Origin of the sequence: Nocardioides oceani (assembly GCF_030412965.1) — a bacterium.
Lineage (GTDB): Bacteria > Actinomycetota > Actinomycetes > Propionibacteriales > Nocardioidaceae > Nocardioides > Nocardioides oceani.
The window spans coordinates 150,575-175,265 of sequence record NZ_JAUHJQ010000004.1 but is presented as its reverse complement, the minus strand read 5'-3'; the positions used below and the strand labels follow the sequence as shown (position 1 = coordinate 175,265).

Annotated in this window: 18 protein-coding genes and 1 riboswitch; of the genes, 12 read left to right on the top strand and 6 right to left on the bottom strand. The window is 74.1% G+C overall.

The annotated features are described in order from the left end of the window. The first annotated feature begins 98 nt into the window (after positions 1-98). On the top strand, positions 99-2,567 hold the full coding sequence (gene pcrA, locus QWY28_RS12135) for a DNA helicase PcrA (RefSeq protein WP_300952821.1): 2,469 nt from the start codon (positions 99-101) through the stop codon (positions 2,565-2,567). Positions 2,568-2,679: 112 nt separating this feature from the next. Here pcrA and QWY28_RS12130 read toward each other — a convergent pair whose 3' ends face one another. After that, positions 2,680-3,540, bottom strand: coding sequence for a M23 family metallopeptidase (locus QWY28_RS12130; protein WP_300952820.1), 861 nt, complete (start codon positions 3,538-3,540; stop codon positions 2,680-2,682). A gap of 321 nt (positions 3,541-3,861) precedes the next feature. On the opposite strand from QWY28_RS12130, the gene QWY28_RS12125 reads away from it, so the two are divergent. From QWY28_RS12125 to sucD, 3 genes are all read left to right on the top strand, one after another. After that, on the top strand, positions 3,862-4,305 hold the full coding sequence (locus QWY28_RS12125; protein ID WP_300952819.1) for a hypothetical protein: 444 nt from the start codon (positions 3,862-3,864) through the stop codon (positions 4,303-4,305). A 194-nt stretch (positions 4,306-4,499) separates the two neighbouring features. Further along, entirely contained in the window at positions 4,500-5,666 is a 1,167-nt protein-coding gene (sucC, locus tag QWY28_RS12120; protein ID WP_300952818.1) for an ADP-forming succinate--CoA ligase subunit beta, read from the top strand. A 19-nt stretch (positions 5,667-5,685) separates the two neighbouring features. Beyond that, positions 5,686-6,567, top strand: coding sequence for a succinate--CoA ligase subunit alpha (gene sucD, locus QWY28_RS12115; RefSeq protein WP_166191196.1), 882 nt, complete (start codon positions 5,686-5,688; stop codon positions 6,565-6,567). Positions 6,568-6,654: 87 nt separating this feature from the next. On the opposite strand, the gene QWY28_RS12110 is transcribed toward sucD, so the two are convergent. The 3 genes from QWY28_RS12110 to QWY28_RS12100 all read right to left on the bottom strand — a co-directional run bounded on the left by QWY28_RS12110 (position 6,655) and on the right by QWY28_RS12100 (position 10,584). Continuing rightward, entirely contained in the window at positions 6,655-8,025 is a 1,371-nt protein-coding gene (locus tag QWY28_RS12110; RefSeq protein ID WP_300952817.1) for a hypothetical protein, read from the bottom strand. Beyond that, the gene (locus tag QWY28_RS12105) at positions 8,018-8,524 is read right to left on the bottom strand and encodes an RNA polymerase sigma factor (RefSeq protein ID WP_300952816.1); all 507 of its coding nucleotides are present in this window, start codon (positions 8,522-8,524) and stop codon (positions 8,018-8,020) included. Before QWY28_RS12105 ends, QWY28_RS12110 begins: the two co-directional genes overlap by 8 nt. A gap of 122 nt (positions 8,525-8,646) precedes the next feature. Next, positions 8,647-10,584, bottom strand: a complete 1,938-nt coding sequence (locus QWY28_RS12100; protein ID WP_300952815.1) for a SigE family RNA polymerase sigma factor — start codon at positions 10,582-10,584, stop codon at positions 8,647-8,649. A 30-nt stretch (positions 10,585-10,614) separates the two neighbouring features. Here QWY28_RS12100 and QWY28_RS12095 point away from each other — a divergent pair, with 30 nt between their 5' ends. The 5 genes from QWY28_RS12095 (at position 10,615) to QWY28_RS12075 (ending at position 15,650) form a co-directional block, all read left to right on the top strand. After that, positions 10,615-11,868: a cell division protein PerM gene (locus QWY28_RS12095; protein WP_300952814.1), complete on the top strand. Its 1,254-nt coding sequence runs from the start codon at positions 10,615-10,617 to the stop codon at positions 11,866-11,868. Between the two features lie 36 nt (positions 11,869-11,904). Further along, positions 11,905-12,522 (top strand): phosphoribosylglycinamide formyltransferase, encoded by a 618-nt coding sequence (purN, locus tag QWY28_RS12090; RefSeq protein ID WP_300952813.1) that lies wholly within the window; start codon positions 11,905-11,907, stop codon positions 12,520-12,522. A gap of 11 nt (positions 12,523-12,533) precedes the next feature. Then, a riboswitch (ZMP/ZTP riboswitch) is annotated at positions 12,534-12,610 on the top strand. Between the two features lie 29 nt (positions 12,611-12,639). After that, complete coding sequence (purH, locus tag QWY28_RS12085) at positions 12,640-14,226, top strand: bifunctional phosphoribosylaminoimidazolecarboxamide formyltransferase/IMP cyclohydrolase (RefSeq protein ID WP_300952812.1); 1,587 nt, start codon at positions 12,640-12,642, stop codon at positions 14,224-14,226. A 138-nt stretch (positions 14,227-14,364) separates the two neighbouring features. Beyond that, a complete protein-coding gene (locus QWY28_RS12080; protein WP_300952811.1) occupies positions 14,365-15,225 on the top strand; it encodes a bifunctional methylenetetrahydrofolate dehydrogenase/methenyltetrahydrofolate cyclohydrolase in 861 nt (286 codons plus the stop codon). A 5-nt stretch (positions 15,226-15,230) separates the two neighbouring features. Further along, positions 15,231-15,650, top strand: coding sequence for a DUF3017 domain-containing protein (locus QWY28_RS12075; RefSeq protein WP_300952810.1), 420 nt, complete (start codon positions 15,231-15,233; stop codon positions 15,648-15,650). A gap of 129 nt (positions 15,651-15,779) precedes the next feature. On the opposite strand, the gene QWY28_RS12070 is transcribed toward QWY28_RS12075, so the two are convergent. Further along, complete coding sequence (locus tag QWY28_RS12070; protein ID WP_300952809.1) at positions 15,780-16,766, bottom strand: malate dehydrogenase; 987 nt, start codon at positions 16,764-16,766, stop codon at positions 15,780-15,782. Between the two features lie 89 nt (positions 16,767-16,855). Here QWY28_RS12070 and QWY28_RS12065 point away from each other — a divergent pair, with 89 nt between their 5' ends. Beyond that, positions 16,856-17,356 (top strand): hypothetical protein, encoded by a 501-nt coding sequence (locus QWY28_RS12065; protein WP_300952808.1) that lies wholly within the window; start codon positions 16,856-16,858, stop codon positions 17,354-17,356. Between the two features lie 93 nt (positions 17,357-17,449). On the opposite strand, the gene QWY28_RS12060 is transcribed toward QWY28_RS12065, so the two are convergent. Then, complete coding sequence (locus QWY28_RS12060) at positions 17,450-18,409, bottom strand: aquaporin (RefSeq protein ID WP_300952807.1); 960 nt, start codon at positions 18,407-18,409, stop codon at positions 17,450-17,452. A 181-nt stretch (positions 18,410-18,590) separates the two neighbouring features. Between QWY28_RS12060 and QWY28_RS12055 the strand changes: the two genes are divergently transcribed. Together QWY28_RS12055 and QWY28_RS12050 are read left to right on the top strand one after the other, a co-directional pair. After that, on the top strand, positions 18,591-20,780 hold the full coding sequence (locus tag QWY28_RS12055) for an NADP-dependent isocitrate dehydrogenase (protein WP_300952806.1): 2,190 nt from the start codon (positions 18,591-18,593) through the stop codon (positions 20,778-20,780). Between the two features lie 304 nt (positions 20,781-21,084). Then, positions 21,085-24,669, top strand: coding sequence for an ATP-binding cassette domain-containing protein (locus QWY28_RS12050; protein ID WP_300952805.1), 3,585 nt, complete (start codon positions 21,085-21,087; stop codon positions 24,667-24,669). Positions 24,670-24,691 lie beyond the last annotated feature (22 nt).

Here is a 24,691-nt window from a genome sequence, read left to right as displayed (position 1 = left end):
TGTCGGCACGCTGCAACGTGCATACACAGCAGCGAACGTCGCGTTACAACGCCCGCGACCCCGCCACCGTCCCCAGCGGAACGTAGGCTGGGAGCAGCATGAGCACCCCCTCCCTTCCCGGCTTCGAGCACCTGCTCGCCGACCCCCGGACCCCCGCCACGGCCGACCCCACGGCCGACCCGACGGCCGACCCCGCCTCCGGCCGGGCACGTACGCCGCGGCGCGGGCCGAGCCGTGAGGAGCTGCTCGAGGGGCTCAACGAGCCGCAGCGGGCCGCCGTGGTCCACGCGGGTGCGCCGCTGCTGGTGGTGGCCGGTGCGGGGTCGGGGAAGACGCGCGTGCTGACGCGGCGCATCGCGTGGCTGATCCAGGAGCGGCAGGCCCACCCGGGGTCGATCCTGGCGATCACCTTCACCAACAAGGCCGCGGCCGAGATGAAGGAGCGCGTCGAGGACCTGGTCGGCAAGCGCGCACGGATCATGTGGGTCAGCACGTTCCACTCCGCCTGCGTGCGCATCCTGCGCAAGGAGGCCGACAAGCTCGGCTACAAGTCGAGCTTCTCGATCTACGACGCCGCGGACCAGAAGCGGTTGATGCAGCTGGTCTGCAAGGACCTCGACCTGGACCCCAAGCGCTACCAGCCCGGCGCGCTGCTGCACTGGGTGAGCAACCACAAGAACGAGCTGCGCGACGTCGACGAGGTCAAGAAGGACGCCAAGAACAAGCTCGAGGAGACCTACGCCGCCGTCTACGAGCTCTACCAGCGGCGCCTGCGCGAGGCCAACGCGCTCGACTTCGACGACCTGATCATGGCGACGGTCAACCTCTTCCAGGCCTACCCGGAGGTCCGCGAGACCTACCGCCGCCGGTTCCGCCACGTGCTGGTCGACGAGTACCAGGACACCAACCACGCGCAGTACGCCCTCATCCACCAGCTGTGCGCCGACCCGATGGAGGAGACCGGGGCGACGGACGACGGCCAGCGCGTGGAGCCGGCCGAGCTGATGGTCGTCGGCGACGCCGACCAGTCGATCTACGCCTTCCGCGGCGCCAACATCCGCAACATCCTCGACTTCGAGCAGGACTTCCCGAACGCCACCTCGATCCTGCTCGAGCAGAACTACCGCTCCACCCAGACCATCCTCAACGCCGCGAACGCCGTCATCGGCAACAACAAGGGCCGCAAGCCGAAGCGGTTGTGGTCCGACGCCGGGGACGGCGCCCGGATCGTGGGGTACGTCGCCGACGACGAGCACGACGAGGCCCGGTTCGTGTCCTCGACGATCGACGAGCTGGTCGACGAGCACGGCGTGCGCCCCGCGGACGTCGCGGTCTTCTACCGCACCAACGCCCAGTCGCGCGTGTTCGAGGAGGTGTTCATCCGCACCGGCCAGCCGTACAAGGTCGTCGGCGGTGTCCGCTTCTACGAGCGGCGGGAGGTCCGCGACGCGCTCGCCTACCTGCGGATGCTCGCCAACCCCGACGACCAGGTCTCGCTGCGCCGCATCCTCAACACCCCCAAGCGCGGCATCGGCGACCGTGCGGTCGAGTGCGTGACCTCGTTGGCCGACCGCGACCGGATCACCTTCTGGGACGCGCTGCGCCGCGCCGACGACGCGCCGGGGCTCGCCACCCGCTCGGCCACGAACATCCGCGGCTTCGTCGCGATGGTCGAGGAGCTGCAGTCGATGGTCGACGCGGGTGAGCGTGCCGACGTCGTGCTGGAGAGCGTGCTGGCCCGCTCGGGGTACATCGCCGAGCTCGAGGACTCCGACGACCCCCAGGACGCCACCCGGCTGGAGAACCTCGCCGAGCTCGTCGCCGTCGCGCGGGAGTTCTCCGACGACCCCGTCGCCGGCCCCTCGGCCGACCCCGCCGACGTCGACGCCGGCACGGTCGCCCCCGGCCTGCGCGACTTCCTCGAGCGCGTCGCCCTGGTCGCCGACACCGACTCCATCCCGCAGGACGACGACGGCGTGGTCACGCTGATGACGCTGCACACCGCGAAGGGGCTGGAGTTCCCCGTCGTCTTCCTCACCGGCCTCGAGGACGGCGTCTTCCCGCACGCCCGCGCGCTCGGCGACCAGCCGGAGCTGGAGGAGGAGCGGCGCCTGGCGTACGTCGGCCTCACCCGTGCCCGCGAACGGCTCTACATCTCGCGCGCCGTCGTCCGCTCGGCCTGGGGCGCGCCGTCGCACAACCCCGGCTCGCGGTTCCTCGACGAGCTGCCGGTCGACCTCGTCGACTGGAAGCGCACCGAGGCGGCCCAGACCTCGTGGAGCCGCCCGGACCTCACCGGCGGGAACACCCGCCTGGGCACCCCGACCGCCGCCGGCCGCCGCAACTTCTCCTCGGCCGCGGTGCGTGCCGACGCCGCCGCGAAGTCCAAGCCGGCTCGCGAGGTGCCCTCGCTCGAGCCGGGGGACCGGGTGCTCCACGACTCGTTCGGGATGGGCACGGTCGTCGCGCTGGAGGGCGTCGCGGAGAAGGCCGTCGCGTCGATCGACTTCGGCAGCGAGGGTGTCAAGCGGCTGCTGCTGCGCTACGCGCCGGTGGAGAAGCTCTAGTCCCCACCGCGGGCGGGCACCTCACCGAGGTCTCGACACGCCGGTCGCGACCTCGTCCCTCGGTCGCGCGGCTTGCTCGACCACCACCAGCGAGTCCGCTGGCGCGTCCTCGCTACGGGTTGAGGCCGTGCACCTGCAGCGCGGCGTACGGGTCGACCGGGTCGCCGGCGCCGGGACGGACCTCGAGGTGGAGGTGCGGGCCGGTGACGTTGCCGGTGGAGCCGACGGTGCCGATGACCTCGCCGGCGCGGACGACGTCGCCGGGGGAGACGGTGGTGGAGGTCTGGTGGCAGTACCAGATCTCGGTGCCGTCCTCGAGGGTGAGCACGGTCTTGTTGCCGTAGGCGCCGTCGTACCCGACGCTCGTGACGACGGCGTTGGCCATCGCGAGCAGCGGCGTGCCGGTGGGCGCGGCGAAGTCGAGACCGGTGTGGTAGCTCGCCCAGAGGCCGTAGTCGCCGAACCGGGCGGTGAGCCGGTAGCCGGCGATCGGCATGACCCACTGGTTCTTGGCGATCTCCTGGGCGTGCGCCTCGGCGTCCTTGGCGAACTGCGCGAGGGCGGTGTTGCGCTGGCGCATCTGCTTGGCCGCGGCGGCGACGAGCTCGGCGTCCGCGGTGTCGGCGAGCGCGTCGCGGCGCGAGTCGCGGCTGACGCTGCTGGAGCGGTCGAGCGCGTCGACGGTGGAGACGCCGCTGGCGCCGCTCAGCGCGCTGGGCTGGTGGGCCTTGGGCTGCTCGGCGACCAGGTCGGGCGTGCCGCTGGTGACCGCACCGCCGACGGAGACCGCGAGGGCGGCCGCCCCGAGCAGCACGGGGGCGGAGGGCAGGCCGCGGAAGAGGGGACCGCGCGAGCCGGCGTGCTTGACGGCCTTGCGCTTGCCCGGCTCGCTGCGCACGAGCGGCAGCTCGACGGTCACGTCGTGGTCGCGGAAGACGGTGGTGGCGTCACCGGCCGGGGCCGGCGTGGTCACGCGCGGGTTTGCCTCGCGGAGCTCCGGGGTAAACGGATCGCGAGCCGCGCGCCGTCCGAGCGGGGTCCCCCCAGGGGTCTCCGAGGGACGGCGGCGAGGGCCGCGACGGTCCGCTCGGTGGTTACCCATGAATGGTGACTCCGTTGCTGTCGGCTGCAGGGCGTGCGCTTCCAGGCCCGACCCACGCGGTGGGTGAGGGCGAGAGGCGACTGTAACGGACGTGTCACGGCCTCCGAAATCGGGCTGGACAGGTGGTGGACAGCCGGGAGCGGCTCATCGAACACGCGGTGACGCCGGCCGGCGCGCCCTAGGCTGCGCCCCGTGTCCCGGGTCCTCCTCGCCGCCGTGCCCTTCGCAGCACCGTCCTCGACCGACACCTCGGCCGGGCCGTCGGCGGACGCCTCGGCGCCGTCCGTCGAGCAGGCGCTCCCACGGCTGGCGCGGGCCCTGCGCGACGCCGGCCACGAGGTCGTCCACGCAGGCCAGGACGTGGACGACGCGCTCGTCGAGGCAGCAGCGGTGCAGGAGGACGTCGAGCTCGTCGTGCTGCTCGCGCCCGCGGCGCACGACGCCGCGGCGCTGACGGCGGCCCTCGCCGGCGAGGCCGGCAGCGGGACCGACAGCGACACCGACAGCGAGACCGACAGCACTGCGGACGACGAGGTGGTCCGGCTGGTGCTCACCACCCCCGACGAGGAGCCGGCCGCGCTGCTCGCCCGGCTCGACGACGCCGCCGGGGTGGCGGACGACACGCCGTACCGCTGAACGGTGCACGGGTGAGCCCGGCGTCCTGGGGCACCGGGGGCCGGATGCGACGTGTATGCGTTGCGTCACGTCGGCACCTCCCACCCTCGTCGCGGACGCGGCGACAGGTCTAGGGTGCCGCGAGGACACCCCCGGGCCGCCGCGCGCCCCGCGCCGGACGCGGCCCGCACCCTGAATAGGACTGGTGGAATTTCGTGGACCTGATGGAGTACCAGGCGAAGGAGCTCTTCGCCAAGCACGGTGTGACGACCACCCTCGGGACGGTCGTCGAGACCGCGGAGGCCGCCAAGGCCGCCGCCGAGGAGATCGGTGGCGTCACCGTCATCAAGGCGCAGGTCAAGGCCGGCGGCCGTGGCAAGGCCGGCGGCGTGAAGCTCGCCAAGACGGCCGACGAGGCCTTCGAGCACGCCTCGAACATCCTCGGCATGGAGATCAAGGGCCTCACGGTCAACCGCGTGCTGGTCACGCCCGCCACTCCGCCGGTGGAGGAGTACTACTTCTCCTTCCTGCTCGACCGCTCCAACCGCTCGCACCTGTGCATCGCATCGGTCGAGGGCGGCGTGGAGATCGAGGAGGTCGCCAAGACCAACCCCGAGGCCGTCCGCCAGATCCCGATCGACGCCCTCGAGGGCGTCACCCCGGAGAAGGCCGCCGCGATTGTCGACGAGGCGAAGTTCCCCGCCGAGCTGCGCGACCAGGCCATCGAGATGGTCCAGGCGCTGTGGAAGGTGTACGTCGAGGAGGACGCCACCCTCGTCGAGGTCAACCCGCTGGCGCGCCTGGAGGGCGACAAGCTGGAGGCCCTCGACGGCAAGGTGTCGCTCGACGACAACGCCTCGGAGTTCCGTCACCCCGACCACGCTCAGTTCGAGATCCGCGAGGAGGCCGACCCGCTCGAGGCGAAGGCCAAGGACCTCGGCCTCAACTACGTCAAGCTCGACGGTGCCGTGGGCATCATCGGCAACGGCGCGGGCCTGGTCATGTCGACCCTCGACGTCGTCGCGTACGCCGGTGAGGCGCACGGCGGCGTGAAGCCGGCGAACTTCCTCGACATCGGCGGCGGCGCCAACGCCACCGTGATGGCCAACGGCCTCGACGTGATCCTCAACGACCCGCAGGTCAAGAGCGTCTTCGTCAACGTCTTCGGCGGCATCACCGCCTGCGACGAGGTCGCCAACGGCATCAAGGGCGCGCTGGAGATCCTCGGCGACAACGCCACCAAGCCGCTCGTCGTGCGCCTGGACGGCAACAACGTGGAGGAGGGCCGCCGGATCCTCGACGAGCTCGACCACCCGCTGGTGACGCAGGTGGACACGATGGACGGTGCGGCCGACAAGGCCGCCGAGCTGGCGAACGCCTGAGACAAGGAGACCTGACAGCATGACGATCTACCTCAACAAGGACTCCAAGATCATCGTCCAGGGCATCACGGGCGGGATGGGCTCCAAGCACACCAACCTGATGCTCCAGGCCGACTCGAACATCGTGGGCGGTGTCAACGCCCGCAAGGCCGGCACCACCGTCGAGCTCAACGGCAAGGAGCTGCCGGTCTTCGGCACCGTCAAGGAGGCCATGGAGGCCACCGGCGCCGACGTCTCGGTCGCCTTCGTGCCGCCGGCCTTCACCAAGGACGCCTGCATCGAGGCCATCGACGCCGAGATCCCGCTCCTGGTGGTCATCACCGAGGGCGTCCCGGTGCAGGACAGCGCCGAGGTCTTCGCCTACCTGCAGGGCAAGAAGACCCGGATGATCGGCCCCAACTGCCCCGGGATCATCTCCCCGGAGGAGTCGCTGGCCGGCATCACCCCGCACACCATCGCGGGCAAGGGCCCGGTCGGCCTGGTGTCGAAGTCGGGCACGCTGACCTACCAGATGATGTACGAGCTGCGGGACTTCGGCTTCTCGACCGCCATCGGCATCGGTGGTGACCCGATCATCGGCACCACGCACATCGACGCCCTCGAGGCCTTCGAGAACGACCCGGAGACCAAGGCGATCGTGATGATCGGCGAGATCGGCGGCGACGCCGAGGAGCGCGCGGCGGCGTACATCAAGGACAACGTCACCAAGCCGGTCGTCGGCTACGTCGCGGGCTTCACCGCCCCCGAGGGCAAGACGATGGGCCACGCCGGTGCGATCGTGTCGGGCTCGTCCGGCACCGCGCAGGCCAAGAAGGAGGCCCTCGAGGCCGTCGGCGTCAAGGTCGGCAAGACGCCGTCGGAGACCGCGGCGCTCATGCGGGAGATCCTCCAGTCGCTCTGAGCGACGGCTCCACCAGCAGCACCCGAACGGCCCCCGGCGACTCGCCGGGGGCCGTTCGTGCGTCGTACGTCGTGTGCGCGCCGTGCCTCAGAGCTCGCCCATCGCCTCGATCACGCCGCGGGACTCGTCGACGACCGCCTTGAACGCCTCCTGGCTGGCCAGGGCCGGGTCGAGACCGCCGCTGCCCTCGGTGTCGTGCGTCGCGAGCAGCACGGCGCTGCCGACCCGGACGACGAGCAGCGTGCTCATCCCCGGGATCGGCTCGCCGTCGCGCTCGTAGCGGGTGACCGCACCGCCGGCCCGGTCGCCGGTGCCGGAGACGTCGGTGACGAGCTGGGTCAGCCGCCGGGAGCCGTCCTCGACGACGAGGTCGATGCAGTCCTCGAAGATCGCCAGCACCGCGTCGACGTAGGCGTCGGCCTCCTCCTCGGTGGCGAAGGTGACGAGCTGGCGCTGGCGGTAGTCCTCGGGGTTGCTGTAGCCGCCTCGCACGAGGTCGGTGTGCTCGGGCACCTCGGCCACCGCCCCGCAGGCCTCCGGCTCGAGCACGTCGAGTCCGTCGCGGGTCGGGCCGGCGAGGCCGAACTCCCCGCCCTCGGACTCGGTCGGCCAGCCGTCGAGCAGCGGGAAGCCGTCCGGGACCGCGGGCGCGGCGGACCCGCCGGGCTCGTCGGCCAGCACCGTCGCCAGGTCGCACGGCTGGGCGGCGAAGACGCAGAGCGCGGTCCGCGGCAGCGCGGAGTCCTCCAGGAGGAGGCGGGAGGCCTGCTCGACGACGTCGCTGCCGCCGGCGGTGGTGTAGGCCTGGTCGACCAGCACCGCGTTGCCGTCGCGGGAGAGCCGGGTGAAGGTCAGGTCGCTCAAGGACCCCGGGTCGAGCTCGGCCTGCTCGGCCACGACGACCGTCTCGGCCCCGGCGGTCCCGGTGTCCTCGTCGTCCAGGGTGTAGCCCAGCGAGCCGGCGGGATCCTCGGCGCAGCCGGCGACGGTGGCCCGGACGCCCTCGAGCGCGGCAGCGGCGGCGTCGGCGTCGGCGTACACCGCGAGGGTCCGGCCGCGGAACCCCTCGACGTCACCGACCGAGGCGTCGGCCCGGGCGACGGCGCGGTCGAGACCCCAGGTGTCGGCCGCGCACTGCTCGAGGTCGCGGACGCCTGCGTCGCCGACCGGGCCCCCGCGGAGGCCGGCCGTGAGCGGGAACTCCGCCGGCACCTCCTGGAGCCACGCGACGGCGGGCGGGGCGGGGCTGATGTCGGGTCGCGGGTCCGCGCCGGACTGGGCGATGCCGACGGGGACGGCGATGGCGACGAGCGCGGCGGCGACGCCGCCGACGGTCGCGAGGGCGGTGTTCCGCCGCCGCATCCGGTCGCCGCGGCGGCGTACCTCGGAGGCGGGCAGGGGGTTCACGGTGGTCCCTTCGGAGCGGAAGTGCTGGAGGTCCTCGATCGGGTCACGCACGGCTCGCACCCTCCTGGTAGCCGGTGTCGTCGGAGAGCAGGGCCGCGAGCGCGGTCCGGCCACGGCTGAGCCGGGCCTTGACGGTGCCCTCGGGCACGCCGGTCTCGCGGGCCACGGCCTGGACCGGGAGGTCGGCGATGTGGTGGAGGACCAGCGCCTGGCGCTGCGCCTCGGGCAGCTGCTTGAGCGCGGCCACGAGCGCGACGTGCGCCTCGCTCGGCGCGGGCGCCTCGGTCGCCGCGCCCAGGGCGCGGTCGGCCGGTCGCCGGCCCCGCGACGTACGCCGCCAGCGGCTGACCGCCAGCCGGTAGGCCGTGGTGCGCACCCACGCCTCGGGGTGCTCGGCGCGGTCCAGCTTGCGCCGGTGCGCCCAGGCCCGCACGAAGGCCTCCTGGACGCACTCCTGTGCCTCGTCCCGGTCACCGATCATGGCGTAGACCTGCCCGGTGACCCTCTGGAACGACGCGGCGTAGAAGTCGTCGAACTCGCGTTCGTCCATCGACCCGTCCCGTCTCACTCTGCTCCCGGCCGACCCTCGGTGGGTCGGTCGGGAGGGATACGCCCCGGCGGTCGCCACGGTTGCACGGCCGCGGCACTTTCCTGCGGGGGCGCCTCGGCGGTCTAGGGCGCGGGGTGCTCGTGGAGCCGCTCGAGCGCGCGCCGGGAGAGCGCGACGAAGTCTGCGTCACTCATCGTGCGCTCGCCCGCCGGGACGAAGCCGACCTGCCCGACGGCGGTGCCGGCGCGGAGCACGGCCATGAGGTACCGGACGGTCGTCTCGTCGGACAGCTCGGTGGTGACGACCCAGACGGTGAGGTCCTCGCGCCGGGTGTCGCTGGAGGCGAGCTGGCGCACCTCGGTCGTGAGGTCGTCGTCCGCGCAGCGGTCGATCCGCCGGCGGACGCCGTCGACGAACGCGGTCGCGCGGGGCCGGCTGAGCGAGGCCGCGGTCTCGCTGAGCCCGAACTCCGGCGGGAGACCGGAGTCGAGGACCACGAAGGTGCGCGTGACGTTCCGGCGGATGCCGTCGCCGGTGAAGGTGGTGCGGTCGCAGGGCGTCGAGGCGGGGTTGGTGTCCGCGCGCACCGTGGGGCTGCCGGTCCACGGGGCCGCGACGCGCCGCACGGGGGGAAGGTCGATCTCCGAGAGCAGGCTGGGCACCTCGCCGACCGGCACGGGCGGCGCGAGCCGGGGCTCGGGACGCCCGACGCACGACCCGCCGTCGGGCAGCGCGCACAGCCCGCGGACGGCGTCGGCGAGCAGGGCCGTGCCGCCGCGGACGTCAGGGCGGGCGTCGTTGCCGACGCGCAGCACGGTGGTGGTGGTCAGCAGGCCGGTGCGCGCGACGCCGACGACGGTCGTGCGGACCGGCCGGGACCACGACCGCAGCGCCAGCAGCATCGCCTGGTCGCCGACCTCGCCGACGGTGCGGGTGGAGAGCAGCTGCACGCGGGACTCCGTGCAGCCGGCGTACCACCCGACGCTGCGCTGGAAGGTACGCCGGGCGGCCCGCTCGGAGCGCGAGGCCTCGGCGAGCTGCCAGGCCGTCCGTCGCGGGCCGTCCTTGCCGCCGGCCTCGTAGGTGCGCAGGAGGGCCGCGGTGCCGCGCGGGTCGGCGTACCGGTCGGCCTGGCAGGGCAGCACCGTCCCGTCGCCCTCGGTGTTGCCGTCGGTGCGGCCCTCGCGCCAGCCGGTGCCCTTGACCCGGGACTGGACGGTCCGGGCGCTCAGCAGCGCCTCGGCGACCAGCGGCGGCGTCGGCTCCTCGCCGTCCCCGTCGTCCCCGCCCAGGGCGGCCGAGCGCTGGGCCGTCGCCTCGCGGTCCAGCGTGGTCCGCAGGCCGCCGTCGGAGACCACCACGCCGCTGACCACGAGCGCGGCCACCGTGACCAGCACGCCGGCGGCGGTGTGGGCACGGCGGCGGCCGGCACCGGCGCGCCGGAGGATCGTCGGGCGCGGCCACCGGACCTCGGCGACCGCCGCGGCGAGCGGCTCGAGCGTCGCGCCGATGTCGGTGCTCGGCACGTCCCGCTCCACCGAGAAGCTCGCCGTGGCCGTCTGCAGCTCGCGCTCGGCCTCCTCCCGGGGGAGACCGACCTCACGGGCGAGCTCGTCCAGCGGCACCGGCGCGAGCAGCGAGAGCAGCAGCACGCGGCGCTGGCCGGCCGGCAGGGCCGCGAGCGCGTCGAGGGTCGCCCGCACGCCCGGGTCGACGTCCTTGTCGCGCTGGCCGAGGCGCGCGGTGTGCCGCCGCTGCGCGTAGGCCCACGCGTGCGGGCGCAGCCAGGACTCCGGGTCCTCGTGACGGGCGACCTTGCGCCAGTGGTGCCACGCGACGACGTACGCGTGGCGGACCGCGCTGCGGGCGGCGGTGAGGTCGCCGGTGAGCGCCCAGGTCTGCAGCAGCAGCCGGTCGCGGGACCGCTTGTAGAACGCGTCGAACTCCGCGGTGGGGTCGGTGCGGTCCGGTCGCCCCTCCGACGGGGGGCGGGGGTCGGCGTCGACGGCGGGCGGCATGGCGCCGACCACCGTACCCGCGCGGCGTGCCTGCACGGCCATGCCGGTCGTGCGGGTGATGATCGAGGGGTCATGACCTCCCTGCTGCCGCCGTCGACGACCCGCAGCGCGGGCCCGGGCGGGCTCCACGACCTGGCCCACCGGCGCCCGCTGGTGCTGGTCGCGACGCTCGGGGGAGCGGCCGCGGCGCTGGCCCCGCTGCTGGTGTGCCTGGCGCTGGGCGTCGTCGGCTGGTTCCTCACCGACGCCGGTGCCCACGGCAGCTCCAGCGACGGCCTGCGGGTCGGCGCGCTCGGGTGGCTGCTCGGGCACGGGTCGGGGGTGAGCGTGCAGGGCGTGCCGGTCACCGCCGTGCCGCTCGGGGTGACCCTGGCCTGCGCCTGGACGGTGTGGCGGGTCGGGCTGCGCGTCGGGGACTCGGTCTCCGGGCACGGCCCCGACGCCGACCGGATCGCCGACGGCGAGCGGGACTGGACGGTGCCGGTGGCCGCGGGCCTGCTCGCGGCGGGGTACGTCGTCGTGGCCGTCGTGACCTGCGTGCTCGCCAGCGACACCGGCTCCGGGGTCGCCACGGGGCGGGTGGTCTCCTGGTCGCTCATGCTCTGCCTGGCCCTCGGCGCGCCCGCCGTCGCGGTCGGCTCCGGCCGGGCCGCGATCTGGGCCGCCCTCGTCCCGCCCGTGCTCCGCCTGGCGCTGCCGGCCTGCCGCCGGATCCTGCTCGGCTGGCTGCTCGCCACCGGCGTGGCCTTCCTCGGCGCGCTCGTGGTCGACCTCGGCACGGCCGCGAACGTCCTCTCCCAGCTGCACACCGACCTCGGCGCCTCCGCGCTGCTCGTGCTGCTCTCGCTGCTCGTGGTGCCCAACGCGTTGGCCTTCTCCGGCTCCTACCTGCTCGGCCCCGGCTTCGCGGTCGGCACGGGCACCCTCGTCTCGCCCTCGGCGGTGGTGCTCGGACCGCTGCCGATGTTCCCGCTCCTGGCCGCGCTGCCCGACAACGGCCCGCCGCCGGCCTGGACGGCGTACCTCGCCGTCGTCCCCGCCCTCGTCGCCGCCGTCGCCGTGGCCCGCCACCACCGGCTCGTGCCGGCCGACGGCTGGGGCGAGGCGCTGGCCCGCGGCCTGGCCGCCGGCGTCCTGGCCGGCATCGTCTTCGGCTTCCTCGCCGGGCTGGCCGGCGGCGCGGTCGGCCCCGGCCGGATGCGCGAGGTCGGGCCGTTCGAGCTCGACGTGGCGCTCCACGCCATCACGGCCTTCGGGATCGGCGGCCTCGTCGGCGCCCTCGCCACCACCTGGTGGCAGCGCCGGTCCGCGGCCACCGCGGACTGACCGAGCCCGGTCGGCGGACCGTCTAGGCTCCGGGCCGTGCCCAGCAGCCCCGCCCGCCTCGTCGTCCTCGTGTCCGGCTCCGGCACCAACCTGCAGGCGCTCCTCGACGCGTGCGCGGACCCGGCGTACGGCGCCCGCGTGGTCGCCGTCGGCGCCGACCGCGACGACATCGAGGGCCTGGCGCGGGCCGAGCGGCACGGCGTGCCGACGTTCGTGACGAAGGTCGGGCAGTTCACCAGCCGCGAGCACTGGGACCGGGCGCTGTCGGACCGGGTCGCGGCGTTCGAGCCGGACCTCGTGGTGCTGGCCGGGTTCATGAAGCTGGTCGGCGAGGACTTCCTCGCCCGGTTCGGCGGGCGCACCGTCAACACCCACCCGGCGCTGTCCCCGTCGTTCCCCGGGATGCACGGACCCGCCGACGCCCTGGCCTACGGCGTCAAGGTCACCGGCGCCACCCTCTTCGTGGTCGACGCCGGCGTCGACACCGGCGCGATCGTCGCGCAGACCGCCGTGCCGGTCGAGGACGACGACGACGTCGAGTCGCTGCACGAGCGGATCAAGGCCGCCGAGCGCGCGATGCTCGTCGACACCGTCGGCCGGATGGCCCGCGAGGGCTTCGTCGTCGACGGCCGGCGGGTGCGCCTCGGCGGCTGAGCGCCTCTATGCTGGGCCCACACGACTGGCGCGGGTGGGCAACCACCGGGGAGTGACGTCGGGAGCATCGTCCGCCTGGGTGCTCCTCCACGCCGAGCCGAGCAGGAGTGACCTCACGTGTCCGAGCAGACCCCCGGGCCCGCCGCCGAGCGCCGTGTCCCGATCCAGCGTGCGCTGGTCTCCGTGTACGACAAGTCCGGCCTCGACGAGCTGGTCCAGGGCCTCCACGAGGCGGGCGTCGCGCTCGTCTCCACCGGCGGCTCCGCCCGGCGCATCGAGGAGCTGGGGCTCCCCGTCACCCGCGTCGAGGAGCTGACCGGCTTCCCCGAGTGCCTCGACGGCCGGGTCAAGACGCTGCACCCGCGGGTCCACGCAGGGATCCTCGCCGACCGCCGGCTCGAGGACCACGTGCAGCAGCTCGCCGACCTCGAGGTCGAGCCGTTCGACCTGGTCGTGTGCAACCTCTACCCCTTCACCGCGACGGTCGCCTCCGGCGCGAGCCCCGACGAGTGCGTCGAGCAGATCGACATCGGCGGCCCCTCGATGGTCCGCGCGGCCGCCAAGAACCACCCGTCGGTCGCGATCGTCACCAGCCCCGAGCGGTACGCCGACGTGCTGGCCGCGACGGCCGCGGGCGGCTTCACCCTCCAGCAGCGTGCGGCGCTCGCGGCCGAGGCGTTCGCCCACACCGCGGCGTACGACGTGGCGGTCGCCTCCTGGATGGGCAGCGTGCTCACCGACTCCTCCGAGGGCACCGGCTTCCCCGCCTGGGCCGGGGCGACGTGGGAGAAGAAGGCCGTGCTGCGGTACGGCGAGAACCCGCACCAGCCCGCCGCGCTCTACACCTCCGGCCACGGGCCCGGGGGCCTGGCCGCCGCGGAGCAGCTGCACGGCAAGGAGATGTCGTACAACAACTACGTCGACACCGACGCCGCGCGCCGTGCCGCGAACGACTTCGCCGAGCCGGCCGTCGCGATCATCAAGCACGCCAACCCGTGCGGCATCGCCGTCGGGGCCGACGTCGCCGACGCCCACCGCAAGGCGCACGCGTGCGACCCCACCTCGGCCTTCGGCGGCGTCATCGCCGTCAACCGGCCGGTCTCGGTGGAGATGGCCCAGCAGGTCGCGGAGGTGTTCACCGAGGTGATCGTCGCGCCGGCGTACGACGAGGGCGCCGTCGAGGTGCTGCAGGGCAAGAAGAACATCCGCATCCTCGTCTGCCCCGTCGACGGCGCCGCCGCCGTGGAGACCCGGCCGATCAGCGGCGGGCTGCTGATGCAGCACGTCGACCACGTCGACGCCGAGGGCGACGACCCCGCCGCCTGGACGCTCGCGACCGGTGAGGCGGCTTCCGCCGAGGTGCTCGCCGACCTCGCGTTCGCCTGGAAGGCTTGCCGGTCGGCGAAGTCCAACGCGATCCTGCTCGCCAAGGACGGCGCCTCGGTCGGCATCGGCATGGGCCAGGTCAACCGCGTCGACTCCTGCCGGCTCGCGGTCTCCCGGGCGGGGGAGCGCGCCGCCGGCTCGGTGGCCGCGTCCGACGCGTTCTTCCCCTTCGAGGACGGGCCGCAGATCCTCATCGACGCCGGCGTCACCGCGATCGTCCAGCCCGGTGGCTCGGTGCGCGACGAGCTGACCATCGAGGCCGCGAAGGCGGCCGGCGTGACGATGTACTTCACCGGCACCCGCCACTTCGCGCACTGATCAGGGACGCAGCAGCGGACCTGGTCGATGGTGGTCGAGCAGCGACCGCGGCCGAGGAACGAAGCCGCGACGGAGCGTGTCGAGACCCGGTGAGGTGGGCGCCGACCGCAACCCGTCCAGGATGAGAGGATCACCGAGATGACTGCACAGAAGCTGGACGGAAGCGGCACGCTCAAGGCCATCAAGGCCGAGCTCACCGAGCGGGTGGCGGCGCTGCGCGAGCAGGGCGTCGTGCCCGGCCTGGGCACGGTGCTGGTCGGCGACGACCCCGGCTCGCACTGGTACGTCGGCGCCAAGCACAAGGACTGCGCCGAGATCGGCATCGAGTCCATCCGCGTCGACCTCCCCGGCACCTCGACCCAGGCCGAGGTCGAGGCGGCGATCGACGAGCTCAACGCCGACCCGGCCTGCACCGGTTTCCTGGTGCAGCAGCCGACCGGACTCGACGAGTTCGCGCTGCTCTCGCGCGTCGACCCCGACAAGGACGTCGACGGGCTCCACCCGGTCAACCTCGGCCGGCTCGTGCTCGGCGAGGAGGGCTCGCTGCCCTGCACGCCCCTCGGCTGCATCGAGCTGCTGCGCCGCCACGGCATCGAGCTGCGCGGCGCCGAGGTGGTCGTGGTCGGCCGCGGCCTCACCGTCGGGCGCCCGATGGGCCTGCTGCTCACCCGCCGCTCGGAGAACGCCACCGCCACGCTGTGCCACACCGGCACGCGCGACCTCGCCGCGCACACCCGCACCGCCGACGTGGTGATCGCCGCCGCCGGTGTGCCGGGCATCATCACCGCGGACATGGTCAAGCCCGGCGCGGCCGTCCTCGACGTCGGCGTGTCCCGGGTCGACGGCAAGATCGCCGGCGACGTCGCCGACGACGTCTGGGAGACGGCCGGCTGGGTCTCGCCGAACCCCGGTGGCGTCGGTCCGATGACCCGCGCGATGCTGCTGATGAACGTCGTCACGATGGCCGAGCGCTCGCTCGCCGCGAAGGCTTCGGCCTGAGCGTCGTGAGCGACCGCGCGGTGCCCGGTCCGGGCGAGGAGCCCGAGCAGCCCGGGGATCCGGTGGCGGCCGGGGAGCCGGTGGAGGCGGCCCCGTCGGAGGACGAGGTCGCCGCCGAGCTCGCCGAGGAGATCGAGCAGCTCGAGGAGCGTCGTTACCCCTCGACGATCGGCGGAGCGTTCTACCTGGTCGTCCTGGCCGTCACCACCGCCGGCATCGGCGTCGTGGCCGCGGGCGAGTGGCGCCTCGGCATCCGCGTCGTCGCCGGCTCGATCCTCGGGGCGGCGGTCCTGCGGCTCGTCCTGCCCCGCCGCGACGCCGGCATGCTCGCCGTACGGCACCGCCTCGTCGACGTCCTCGTCCTGGTGCTGCTCGGCTCCGCGCTCGTCTTCCTCTCCGCCACCATCCCCGACCAGCCGGTCTGAGCCGCCCGGGACGCCGGGCGTTCACCTTCGTCCGGTGGCGCGGTGGTGTCGCGCCACGGACGACGAAGGCCGTCGCAACCGTTCACCTGCGCGGTTGCGACGGCCCTCGGACGACCGGGTGGGCCCGGGTCAGATCAGCCCGAGCCCCTGCACGGCCTCGCGCTCCTCGGCGAGCTCGGCGGCGGAGGCATCGATGCGACCACGGGAGAAGTCGTCGATCTCCAGGCCCTGGACGATCGACCAGTCACCGTCCCGGGTGGTGACCGGGAAGGACGAGACGAGCCCCTCGGGGACGCCGTAGGAGCCGTCGGAGCGCACGGCCATCGAGACCCAGTCGCCCTCCGCGGAGCCGAACAGCCAGTCGCGGGCGGCGTCGATGGTCGCCGACGCGGCGGAGGCCGCCGACGAGGAGCCGCGGGCGTCGATGATCGCCGCGCCCCGCTTGGCCACGGTCGGGATGAAGTCGTTCTCGATCCAGGCCTGGTCGCCCACCACCTCGGCGGCGTTGCGGCCGCCGACCTCGGCGTGGAACAGGTCGGGGTACTGCGTCGCGGAGTGGTTGCCCCAGATCGTCATCTTGGTGATGTCGGTGACCGGCGCGCCGGTCTTGGCCGCGAGCTGGGAGATGGCGCGGTTGTGGTCGAGCCGGGTCAGCGCGGAGAACCGCTCCTGCGGGATGTCGGGGGCGTTGCTCATCGCGATCAGCGCGTTGGTGTTCGCCGGGTTGCCGGTGACGCCGATGCGGACGTCGTCGGCGGCGACCTTGTTCAGCGCCTTGCCCTGGGTGGTGAAGATGGCGCCGTTCGCCTCGAGCAGGTCGCCGCGCTCCATGCCCGGGCCACGCGGGCGGGCACCCACCAGCAGGGCCAGGTTGACGCCGTCGAAGACCTTCTCCGCGTCGTCGCCGATCTCCACGCCCGCCAGCCCCGGGAACGCGCAGTCGTCCAGCTCCATGACCACGCCCTCGAGCGCCTTGAGCGCCGGGGTGATCTCGAGGAGCCGCAGCTCGATCGGGCGGTCTGCCGCGAGCGCACCGCTCGCGAGTCGGAAGAGCAGGCTGTAGCCGATCTGGCCGGCGGCACCGGTCACGGCCACCTTGAGTGGGGATGAGCTCACGAGGACTCCTTGTCGAGGTCGGCGGACGCTGCCGACGCTAGCAGCGGGGGTGGACCGGCGGGCCTGCGCTGCGGGCCTACGCTGCGTGCATGCGTACGACGGGCGGCCTCGCGGCCGTGGTGCTGACGGCTGCGACCCTCGTCGGCTGCGGCACCGCCTCGCCGGTCAGCCCGCCCACCGGCATCGACGAGCTGGTCGTCCCGACCCCGTCGCCTGCGCCCGAGGACTTCGTCGACGGCATCGACAACCCGTGGTTCGGCGCGGCGGGCGAGCCGGGCGGCACCGCGGAGGTCGACGGGGTGACCGTCACGGTCCTCGGGGGCGACTACTACGCCCAGGACCGCCGCGGGAACGTGTGGTGGTTCGGCACGGAGGGGGAGTGGGAGGCCGGCGTCGACGGTGCGCAGGCGGGGCTCGCCATGCCGGCCGAGCCGCGGTACGGCGACTCCTGGCGCACGGCGTACGTCCCCGGCGAGGTGGAGGACGTCGCCGCCGTCACCGAGATGGACGAGGACACGATCGTCCTGGAGACGACGTCCCCGCTCGACCCCGGTCGGGTCGAGCGGCGGACGGTCGACAAGCGGGACTGACGCGGCCTGCGGCGCCGGGAGGCGGCTCCCGCCCCCGGCGTCCGCCTCCGACGCCCGAGGACGCGCCACCCGAACGTCCGTCCCGCGCGGCGGTCAGCGGAGCTGGGTGCCGCCGTCGGTGGAGCCGGCGTCGCCGCCGGGGGTGCCGGGCCAGGGCTGCTGCTGGGTGGGGTCCTGCTGGGGGGTGGCCCAGCCGGGATCGGCGGGCTTCCACTCCTGCGCGACCGGGTCCCACTGCCATCCGTCCTGGATGATCGGCTGCTGCTGGCTCCAGTCCTGGGCGGCGGGGTCGGTCGAGGCGGCGGTGGCACCGGTCCGGCGGGCCGGGAGGCGCAGGCCGGAGCCGGGGACGGCGGCGTCGGAGCGGCCGAGGACGAGCGGGTGGAGCAGACCGGCGAGGAGGCCGCCGAGGGCCGGGGCCAGGATGAAGACCCACAGCTGCAGGATGGCGTCGCCGCCGGCGAAGAGGGCCGGGCCGATCGAGCGGGCCGGGTTGAACGAGGCGCCGGTGAACGGCACGGCGACGGCGGCGAGCGCGGCCAGCGCGAGGCCGGACCACAGCGGGGCGAGGCGGCGGTCCTCGTGCCGGTCGTCGAGGACCGCGAGCACCACGAGCACCAGGAGCGCGGTCAGGACCAGCTCGAGCAGGAACGCCGCCCAGGCGGCGTACCCGTCGCGGAGGTCGCCGAACTCGTTGTGGCCCATCGAGCCCTCGGCGTCGAAGCCCTCGTAACCGTGCAGCAGCGCGAAGAGCACGAGGGCGGCGAGCACGCCCGCGACGACCTGGGTGCCGATGAGGACGCCCGCCTCGCGCCACGGCGTCCGGCCGGCGGCGGCCGAGCCGAGGGTGGCGGCGGGGTTCAGGTGCGCCGAGACGCGGCCGAAGGCGGCGATGGCGACGGCGTACGCGAGGCCGTAGGCCAGCGCGGCGGTCAGCGCGTCGTCGGTGCGCACGAGGGTGCCGGCGGCGACGATGACGAGGAGGAAGGTGCCGAGGGCCTCGGCGGCGATCCGCTGCCCGGTCGAGGGCAGGGCGGTGGTCGGGGTGCTCATGCCCTGGGTGCTCCCCGCGGAGGGTGCGACCCAAACGTGGGCGGGGCATGGCAGCGCGACCGCCCGGGTGCGAGGGTGGGCGTGGGCGGAGAGGTCAGGTATCTTGACGTCAAGAAACCTGATCGTCCGCGATCCGGCCCTTCACCCGCCACAGCCACCGAGCTACAGGAGCTGCCGTTCCATGGCCAAGATCATCTACACGCACACGGACGAGGCGCCGCTGCTCGCGACGTACTCGTTCCTGCCGATCGTCTCGGCGTACGCCGCGAAGGCCGGCGTGGACGTCGAGACCCGCGACATCTCCCTCTCGGGTCGCATCCTGGCCCAGTTCGGCCTGGTCGACGACGCCCTCGCCGAGCTCGGCGAGCTGGCCACGACGCCCGAGGCCAACATCATCAAGCTGCCCAACATCTCCGCCTCCATCCCGCAGCTCAAGGCCGCGATCAAGGAGCTGCAGGAGCAGGGCCACGACATCCCGGACTACCCGGAGAACCCGCAGAGCGACGCCGAGAAGGACGCCCGCGCCAAGTACGACAAGGTGAAGGGCTCCGCGGTCAACCCGGTCCTGCGCGAGGGCAACTCCGACCGCCGCGCGCCGGCCTCGGTGAAGAACTACGCGAAGGCCCACCCGCACCGCATGGGCGCCTGGAGCAGCGACTCCAAGACCAACGTCGCGACCATGGGCGAGCACGACTTCCGCTCCAACGAGAAGTCGGTCGTCATCGAGTCCGACGACACCCTGCGCATCGAGCTCGTCGCCGCCGACGGGTCGACCACGGTCCTCAAGGACGGCGTGAAGGTCCTGGCCGGCGAGGTCGTCGACGGCACCTACATGGACGTCGCCGCGCTGCGCCGCTTCCTCACCGAGCAGGTCGCGCGCGCCAAGGCCGAGGGCGTGCTGTTCTCCGCCCACCTCAAGGCCACGATGATGAAGGTCAGCGACCCGATCATCTTCGGCCACGTGGTGCAGGCGTTCTTCCCGACGCTCTTCGAGCAGTACGGCGAGCAGCTGCGCGCCGCGGGCATCTCGCCCAACGACGGCCTCGGCGCCCTGCTCAACGCCGTGGAGGCGCTCCCCGAGGGCGACGCGATCAAGGCGGCCGTCCAGCAGGGGCTGGCCGACGGCCCGGCGCTGGCGATGGTCGACTCCGACAAGGGCATCACGAACCTGCACGTGCCGAGCGACGTCATCATCGACGCCTCGATGCCGGCGATGATCCGTACCTCCGGCCACATGTGGGGCCCCGACGGCGAGGAGGCCGACACCCTCGCGGTGATCCCGGACTCCTCCTACGCCGGCGTCTACCAGACCGTCATCGACGACTGCCGCGCCCACGGCGCCTTCGACCCGGCCACGATGGGCTCGGTGCCGAACGTCGGCCTGATGGCCAAGGCGGCCGAGGAGTACGGCTCCCACGACAAGACCTTCGAGGCCCCCGCGGCCGGCACGGTCCGCGTCGTCAACGGCGCCGGCGACGTGCTCATGGAGCACGACGTCCAGCCGGGCGACATCTGGCGCGCCTGCCAGACCAAGGACGAGCCGATCCGCGACTGGGTCAAGCTCGCCGTGACCCGGGCCCGCGCGAGCAGCACGCCGGCGGTCTTCTGGCTCGACGAGACCCGCGCCCACGACGCGAACCTCATCGCCAAGGTCAAGGAGTACCTCGCGGACCACGACACCGACGGCCTGACCATCGAGATCATGGCGCCGGCCGAGGCGACGGCGTACTCCCTCGAGCGGATCCGCCGCGGCGAGGACACCATCTCGGTGACCGGCAACGTGCTGCGCGACTACAACACCGACCTCTTCCCGATCCTCGAGCTCGGCACCTCCGCGAAGATGCTGTCGGTCGTCCCGCTGATGAACGGCGGCGGCCTCTTCGAGACCGGCGCCGGCGGCTCGGCGCCCAAGCACGTGCAGCAGCTGGTCAAGGAGAACTACCTGCGCTGGGACAGCCTGGGTGAGTTCTTCGCGCTCGTGCCGTCGCTGGAGCTGTACGCCGAGCAGGCCGGCAAGCCGGGCGCCAAGGTCCTCGCCGACACCCTCGACCGGGCGACCGGGACGTTCCTCAACGAGGACAAGTCCCCGACCCGTCGCGTGGGCGGCATCGACAACCGCGGCTCGCACTTCTACCTGGCGCTCTACTGGGCCCAGGAGCTGGCGAACCAGACCGAGGACGCCGACCTCGCCGCGGCCTTCGGGCCGCTCGCGGAGAAGCTGGCCGCGGAGGAGGAGACCATCGTCGCCGAGCTCAACGGCGTCCAGGGCGCCCCGGCCGACATCGGTGGCTACTACCGCCCCGACGACGCCAAGGCCTCGGCCGTGATGCGTCCCTCGCAGACGCTCAACGAGGCGCTCGCCTCGCTCTGAGGCACTCGTCCCGCGCCGCGGCCCGTCACCCTCGCCGGTGGCGGGCCGCGTCGCATGTCACGCGGCCGGCGGCACCGCATGCAACGACAGGTTCGCCACTGTGTCGGCACGCTGCAGCGTGCCGACACAGCAGCGAACCTCGCGTTAAGTCTCCCGCCCGCCCCGTCAGCCTCACCAGTCTCGCCGGCCCCACCAGTCCCGCCTGCACCACCACCCCCGCGTCCGTTGGTCCCTCCGCACCGGCCGGCGCGGGGGGTGAAAACCAGATGAGGAGTGTCGGCTGCGCCCCGTAGCGTCAGCCGCGATGACCGTGACCAGCGCACCCCCGGCCGAGCACGGCACGTCCCCGACCGAGCCCGGCACCGGAGGGCCGCCGCTGCCGGACTCGCGCGTCGTGGACTGGCGACGGCTGCGCTCGCGGGTGGCCGGAGCGGCCCTCGTCGCGCTCTTCGTCGCCGCGGTCGGCCAGGCCCTCGGCACGGTCGTCGCCGGCCGGCTCGCGGCCGACCCGCGGACCGACCTGGTCCTCCTCCTCGCGCTGTGCGTCGTCGGAGCCGCGGTGCTCGACTCGGCCGCGCGCGTGGTGTGGTCCGGCGTGGTCGACCGCGCCGAGGGGCGGCTGCGCGCCGACCTGCTCGACGCCGCTCTGGCCCAGCCCCTCGCCCGGCTGAACGACCAGGCCGTCGGCGAGGTCCTCGACCGCGTCGACGACGACACCTACGAGGTCGGTGCCCTGGTCCGGCGGCAGGTGTGGGACACCCTGCGCACGCTGTTCGCGACGGTGCCGATGTGGGTGATCGCGGGGCTGACGTGGTGGCCGGCGTGGCTGCTGCTGCCGGCGGTCACCGCGGTGACCGTCTTCGTGGTGCGCCCGCTGCTGCCGGAGATCTCGCGGCGCAAGGTGCTCGAGGAGATGGCCTGGACCGACCACGCGGCCGCGCTGGAGGAGGGCATCGCCGGCCGCGACGACCTGCGCACGAGCCTCGGCCAGGCCCACGTCGTACGTCGCGTGGCGGAGCTGTCCGCCGAGACGCACCGACGCCTGGGGTCGGTGCTCGAGGTCGAGATGCGTCTCGCGCGGCGGGCCGGGCTGCTGCTGCACGGGCTGCTCGCGGCGGTCGTGGTCTCCGGCGTCGCGCTGGTCGGCAGCGACGGGATGTCGGTGGCCCGGCTCGTCACGCTCTTCCTGGTCACCTCGACCTTCGTCGGCCAGGTCAACAACCTCGCCCAGCACCTGCCCGAGCTGCAGGCGGGCCTTGGCGCGCTCATCCGGCTGCGCCAGCTGCTCGAGTCGCCGCCGGAGCCCGCCGGCGGCCGGCCGGTCCCCGACGGGCCGCTCGAGCTGCACTTCCGCGACCTCCACTTCGCCTACGAGGAGGGCCGGTTCGCGCTCGAGGGCGTCGACCTGCTCGTGCCGGCGGGGGAGACCTGCGCGCTGGTCGGTCGCACCGGTTCGGGCAAGTCGACGCTGGCCGCGCTCGTCTCCCGCGCGGTCGAACCCGAGCCGGGGACCGTGCTGCTCGGCGGGGTCGACGTGCTGGAGCTGGACCTGCAGCAGCTGCGGGGGACCGTCGGCGTGGTCACCCAGCGCACCGAGATCCTCGCCGGGACGCTCGCGGAGAACATCGCGCTCTTCGAGGACGTCCCCGCCGGCCGGGTCGAGCAGGCGCTCGCCGAGCTGGGCCTGGAGGGATGGGTCGCCGGTCTCCCGCAGGGCGTCGACACCCCGCTCGGCCCGGGAGGCACGACCCTGTCCGCGGGGGAGGAGCAGCTGGTCGCGTTCGGCCGGCTCCTCGTCCGCGACGTGCGCGTGGTGGTGCTCGACGAGGCCACGGCCCGGATGGACCCGGTCACCGAGGACCTCGTCGTGCGCGCCGCGGACCGGCTCCTCGCGCGACGTACCGGCCTGCTGGTCGCCCACCGCCTCGGCACGGTCGAGCGCGCCGGTCTCGTGGCCGTCCTCGAGCAGGGCCGGGTCGTGCAGCAGGGCGGGCACGCGCAGCTCGCCGCCACGCCCGGCCGGTTCCAGGACCTGCTGCGCTCCGGCGACGCCGAGCAGTCGGCCGGGGACGCCCCCGAGGCGGTGGACGCTCCGGTGGACGCTGCGGTGGACGCGGGCGAGGGCCTGCCCATGCCCATGGCGACGGCCGTCGGTGGCACCCGCCGCAGCGGGCCGCCGCCGGAACGCCCCGAGGTCGGCGACGGACCCTCGCTGAGCCGCGGCATCGTGCACGCGCTGGCCATCCACCCGCGCTGGGGGCTGGCCGGCGTCGGGCTGTTCCTCGTCGGCTCGCTCACCGGTGCGTTCGGCACGGTGACCGGCTGGGCGTGGGGCCGGCTGGTGACCGACCTCGCCGACGGCGGGACGCCCACGGCGCTCACCACGGTCGTCGTCGCCAGCCTGCTCACGGCGCCGCTGGCCCTGGCGGCGGCGTTCAGCCGCTATCCGCACTGGTGGATCGCCGTGCTGCTGCGCACCCGGATGTCGGTGCTGGTCGGGCAGACCCGCCAGAAGCGCCTGCCGCGGACGCCGCCGGGCGAGGTGGTCGCGCGGACGATGGACGCCGACCGGTTCGCCCGGTACGCCGACCGCTGGGTCGACTTCTCCACCGGGCTCGTCATCGTGGTGGCCACGAGCGTGGCCGGCGGCAGCCTGCTCGCCGGTGGCGTCCTGCTCGCGGTGATGGTCGCCTCGACGCTCGCCTCGTCGGTGGGGCGCCCGATCGCCGGCCGGTCGGCGGCGGCCGCGTCGCGCGCCCGCGCGGGCTTCGGCCGCTCGCTGGTCTCCGTGCTCGACTGCGTGCGGACCGTCAAGCTCGCGGCCGCGACGCCGGCGGTCCGCCGCCACCTCTCCCGGGTCGACTCCGGCCGCGTGGACGCCGCGGTCCGCGAGCACCGCGTGCAGGCCGCGCTCGACGGTGTCCCCGTCGTCGTCGTCCAGTGCGGCGTGGTCGCCGCCTGGGCCGTCCTCGTGGCCGGCCACTGGGGCCTCGCCACCGCGCTGCTGGTCTCGTCGGCGGTCAACGGCTTCGACTGGTTCGGCCGGGTCGCGGGCTCGGTCATCACCGAGGCGCCGGGCACCCGGTCGTGGCAGCGCGCGACGAGCCGGCTCGCCGCCGGCGCCGACCTGATGTCGCTGCCGCCCGGCGTGGACCTGGTGCGCGGCAGCGCGCCCGAGCCGCCGCCGACGCCGCGGGTCCCGCTGCAGCGCCTGGAGCTGCGCGGGGTGGACGCCATCCACGACGACGGCACCCGCGGCGTGACCGGCGTCGACCTCGACGTCGACGCCGGCGACCTCGTGCTGCTGCTGGGCCAGGTGGGCTCCGGCAAGTCCAGCCTGCTCGCGGCGCTCGCCGGGCTGGTCGACCACACCGGCGACATCCGGTGGAACGGCCAGGACGTCGAGGACCCCGAGGTGTTCCTGCGACCCGGCCAGGTGGCGCACGTCGCGCAGGTGCCGCGGGTGCTCTCCGGCACCTTCGCCGACAACGTCGTGCTCGACCACGCCGTCGAGCGCGGGCTCGACGCGGCGGTCGCCGACGCCCGGCTCGGGCGCGACGTCGAGGAGGCCGGCGGCCCGCACTCCCTCGTCGGGCACCGCGGCGTACGACTCTCCGGCGGGCAGGTGCAGCGCCTCGCCCTGGCCCGGGCGCTGGCGACCGACGCCGAGCTGCTGCTGGCCGACGACGTGTCGAGCGCGCTGGACGCGGCGACCGAGCTGGAGCTCTGGGACGCCCTGCGCCGGCGCGGCACGACGGTCGTCGGGGCCACCTCCAAGCGGTCCGCGCTGGCACGCGCCGACCGGGTCGTGGTCCTCGTCGACGGGCGGGTCGCCGCGAGCGGGCCGTGGTCGGAGCTCGCCGGCGGCTGGGGCCACCTGGCCGGCTGATCCCGGAACCCCCGGCGACCCC

Bases quoted from the DNA above. Each gene is read 5' to 3' on its own strand.
- QWY28_RS12100 (WP_300952815.1), bottom strand. From the start codon at position 10,584: ATGGCCGTGCAGGCACGCCGCGCGGGTACGGTGGTCGGCGCCATGCCG.
- QWY28_RS12050 (WP_300952805.1), top strand. From the start codon at position 21,085: ATGACCGTGACCAGCGCACCCCCGGCCGAGCACGGCACGTCCCCGACC.
- pcrA (WP_300952821.1), top strand. From the start codon at position 99: ATGAGCACCCCCTCCCTTCCCGGCTTCGAGCACCTGCTCGCCGACCCC.
- sucD (WP_166191196.1), top strand. From the start codon at position 5,686: ATGACGATCTACCTCAACAAGGACTCCAAGATCATCGTCCAGGGCATC.
- QWY28_RS12095 (WP_300952814.1), top strand. From the start codon at position 10,615: ATGACCTCCCTGCTGCCGCCGTCGACGACCCGCAGCGCGGGCCCGGGC.
- QWY28_RS12065 (WP_300952808.1), top strand. From the start codon at position 16,856: ATGCGTACGACGGGCGGCCTCGCGGCCGTGGTGCTGACGGCTGCGACC.
- QWY28_RS12105 (WP_300952816.1), bottom strand. From the start codon at position 8,524: ATGGACGAACGCGAGTTCGACGACTTCTACGCCGCGTCGTTCCAGAGG.
- QWY28_RS12060 (WP_300952807.1), bottom strand. From the start codon at position 18,409: ATGAGCACCCCGACCACCGCCCTGCCCTCGACCGGGCAGCGGATCGCC.
- QWY28_RS12055 (WP_300952806.1), top strand. From the start codon at position 18,591: ATGGCCAAGATCATCTACACGCACACGGACGAGGCGCCGCTGCTCGCG.
- QWY28_RS12080 (WP_300952811.1), top strand. From the start codon at position 14,365: ATGACTGCACAGAAGCTGGACGGAAGCGGCACGCTCAAGGCCATCAAG.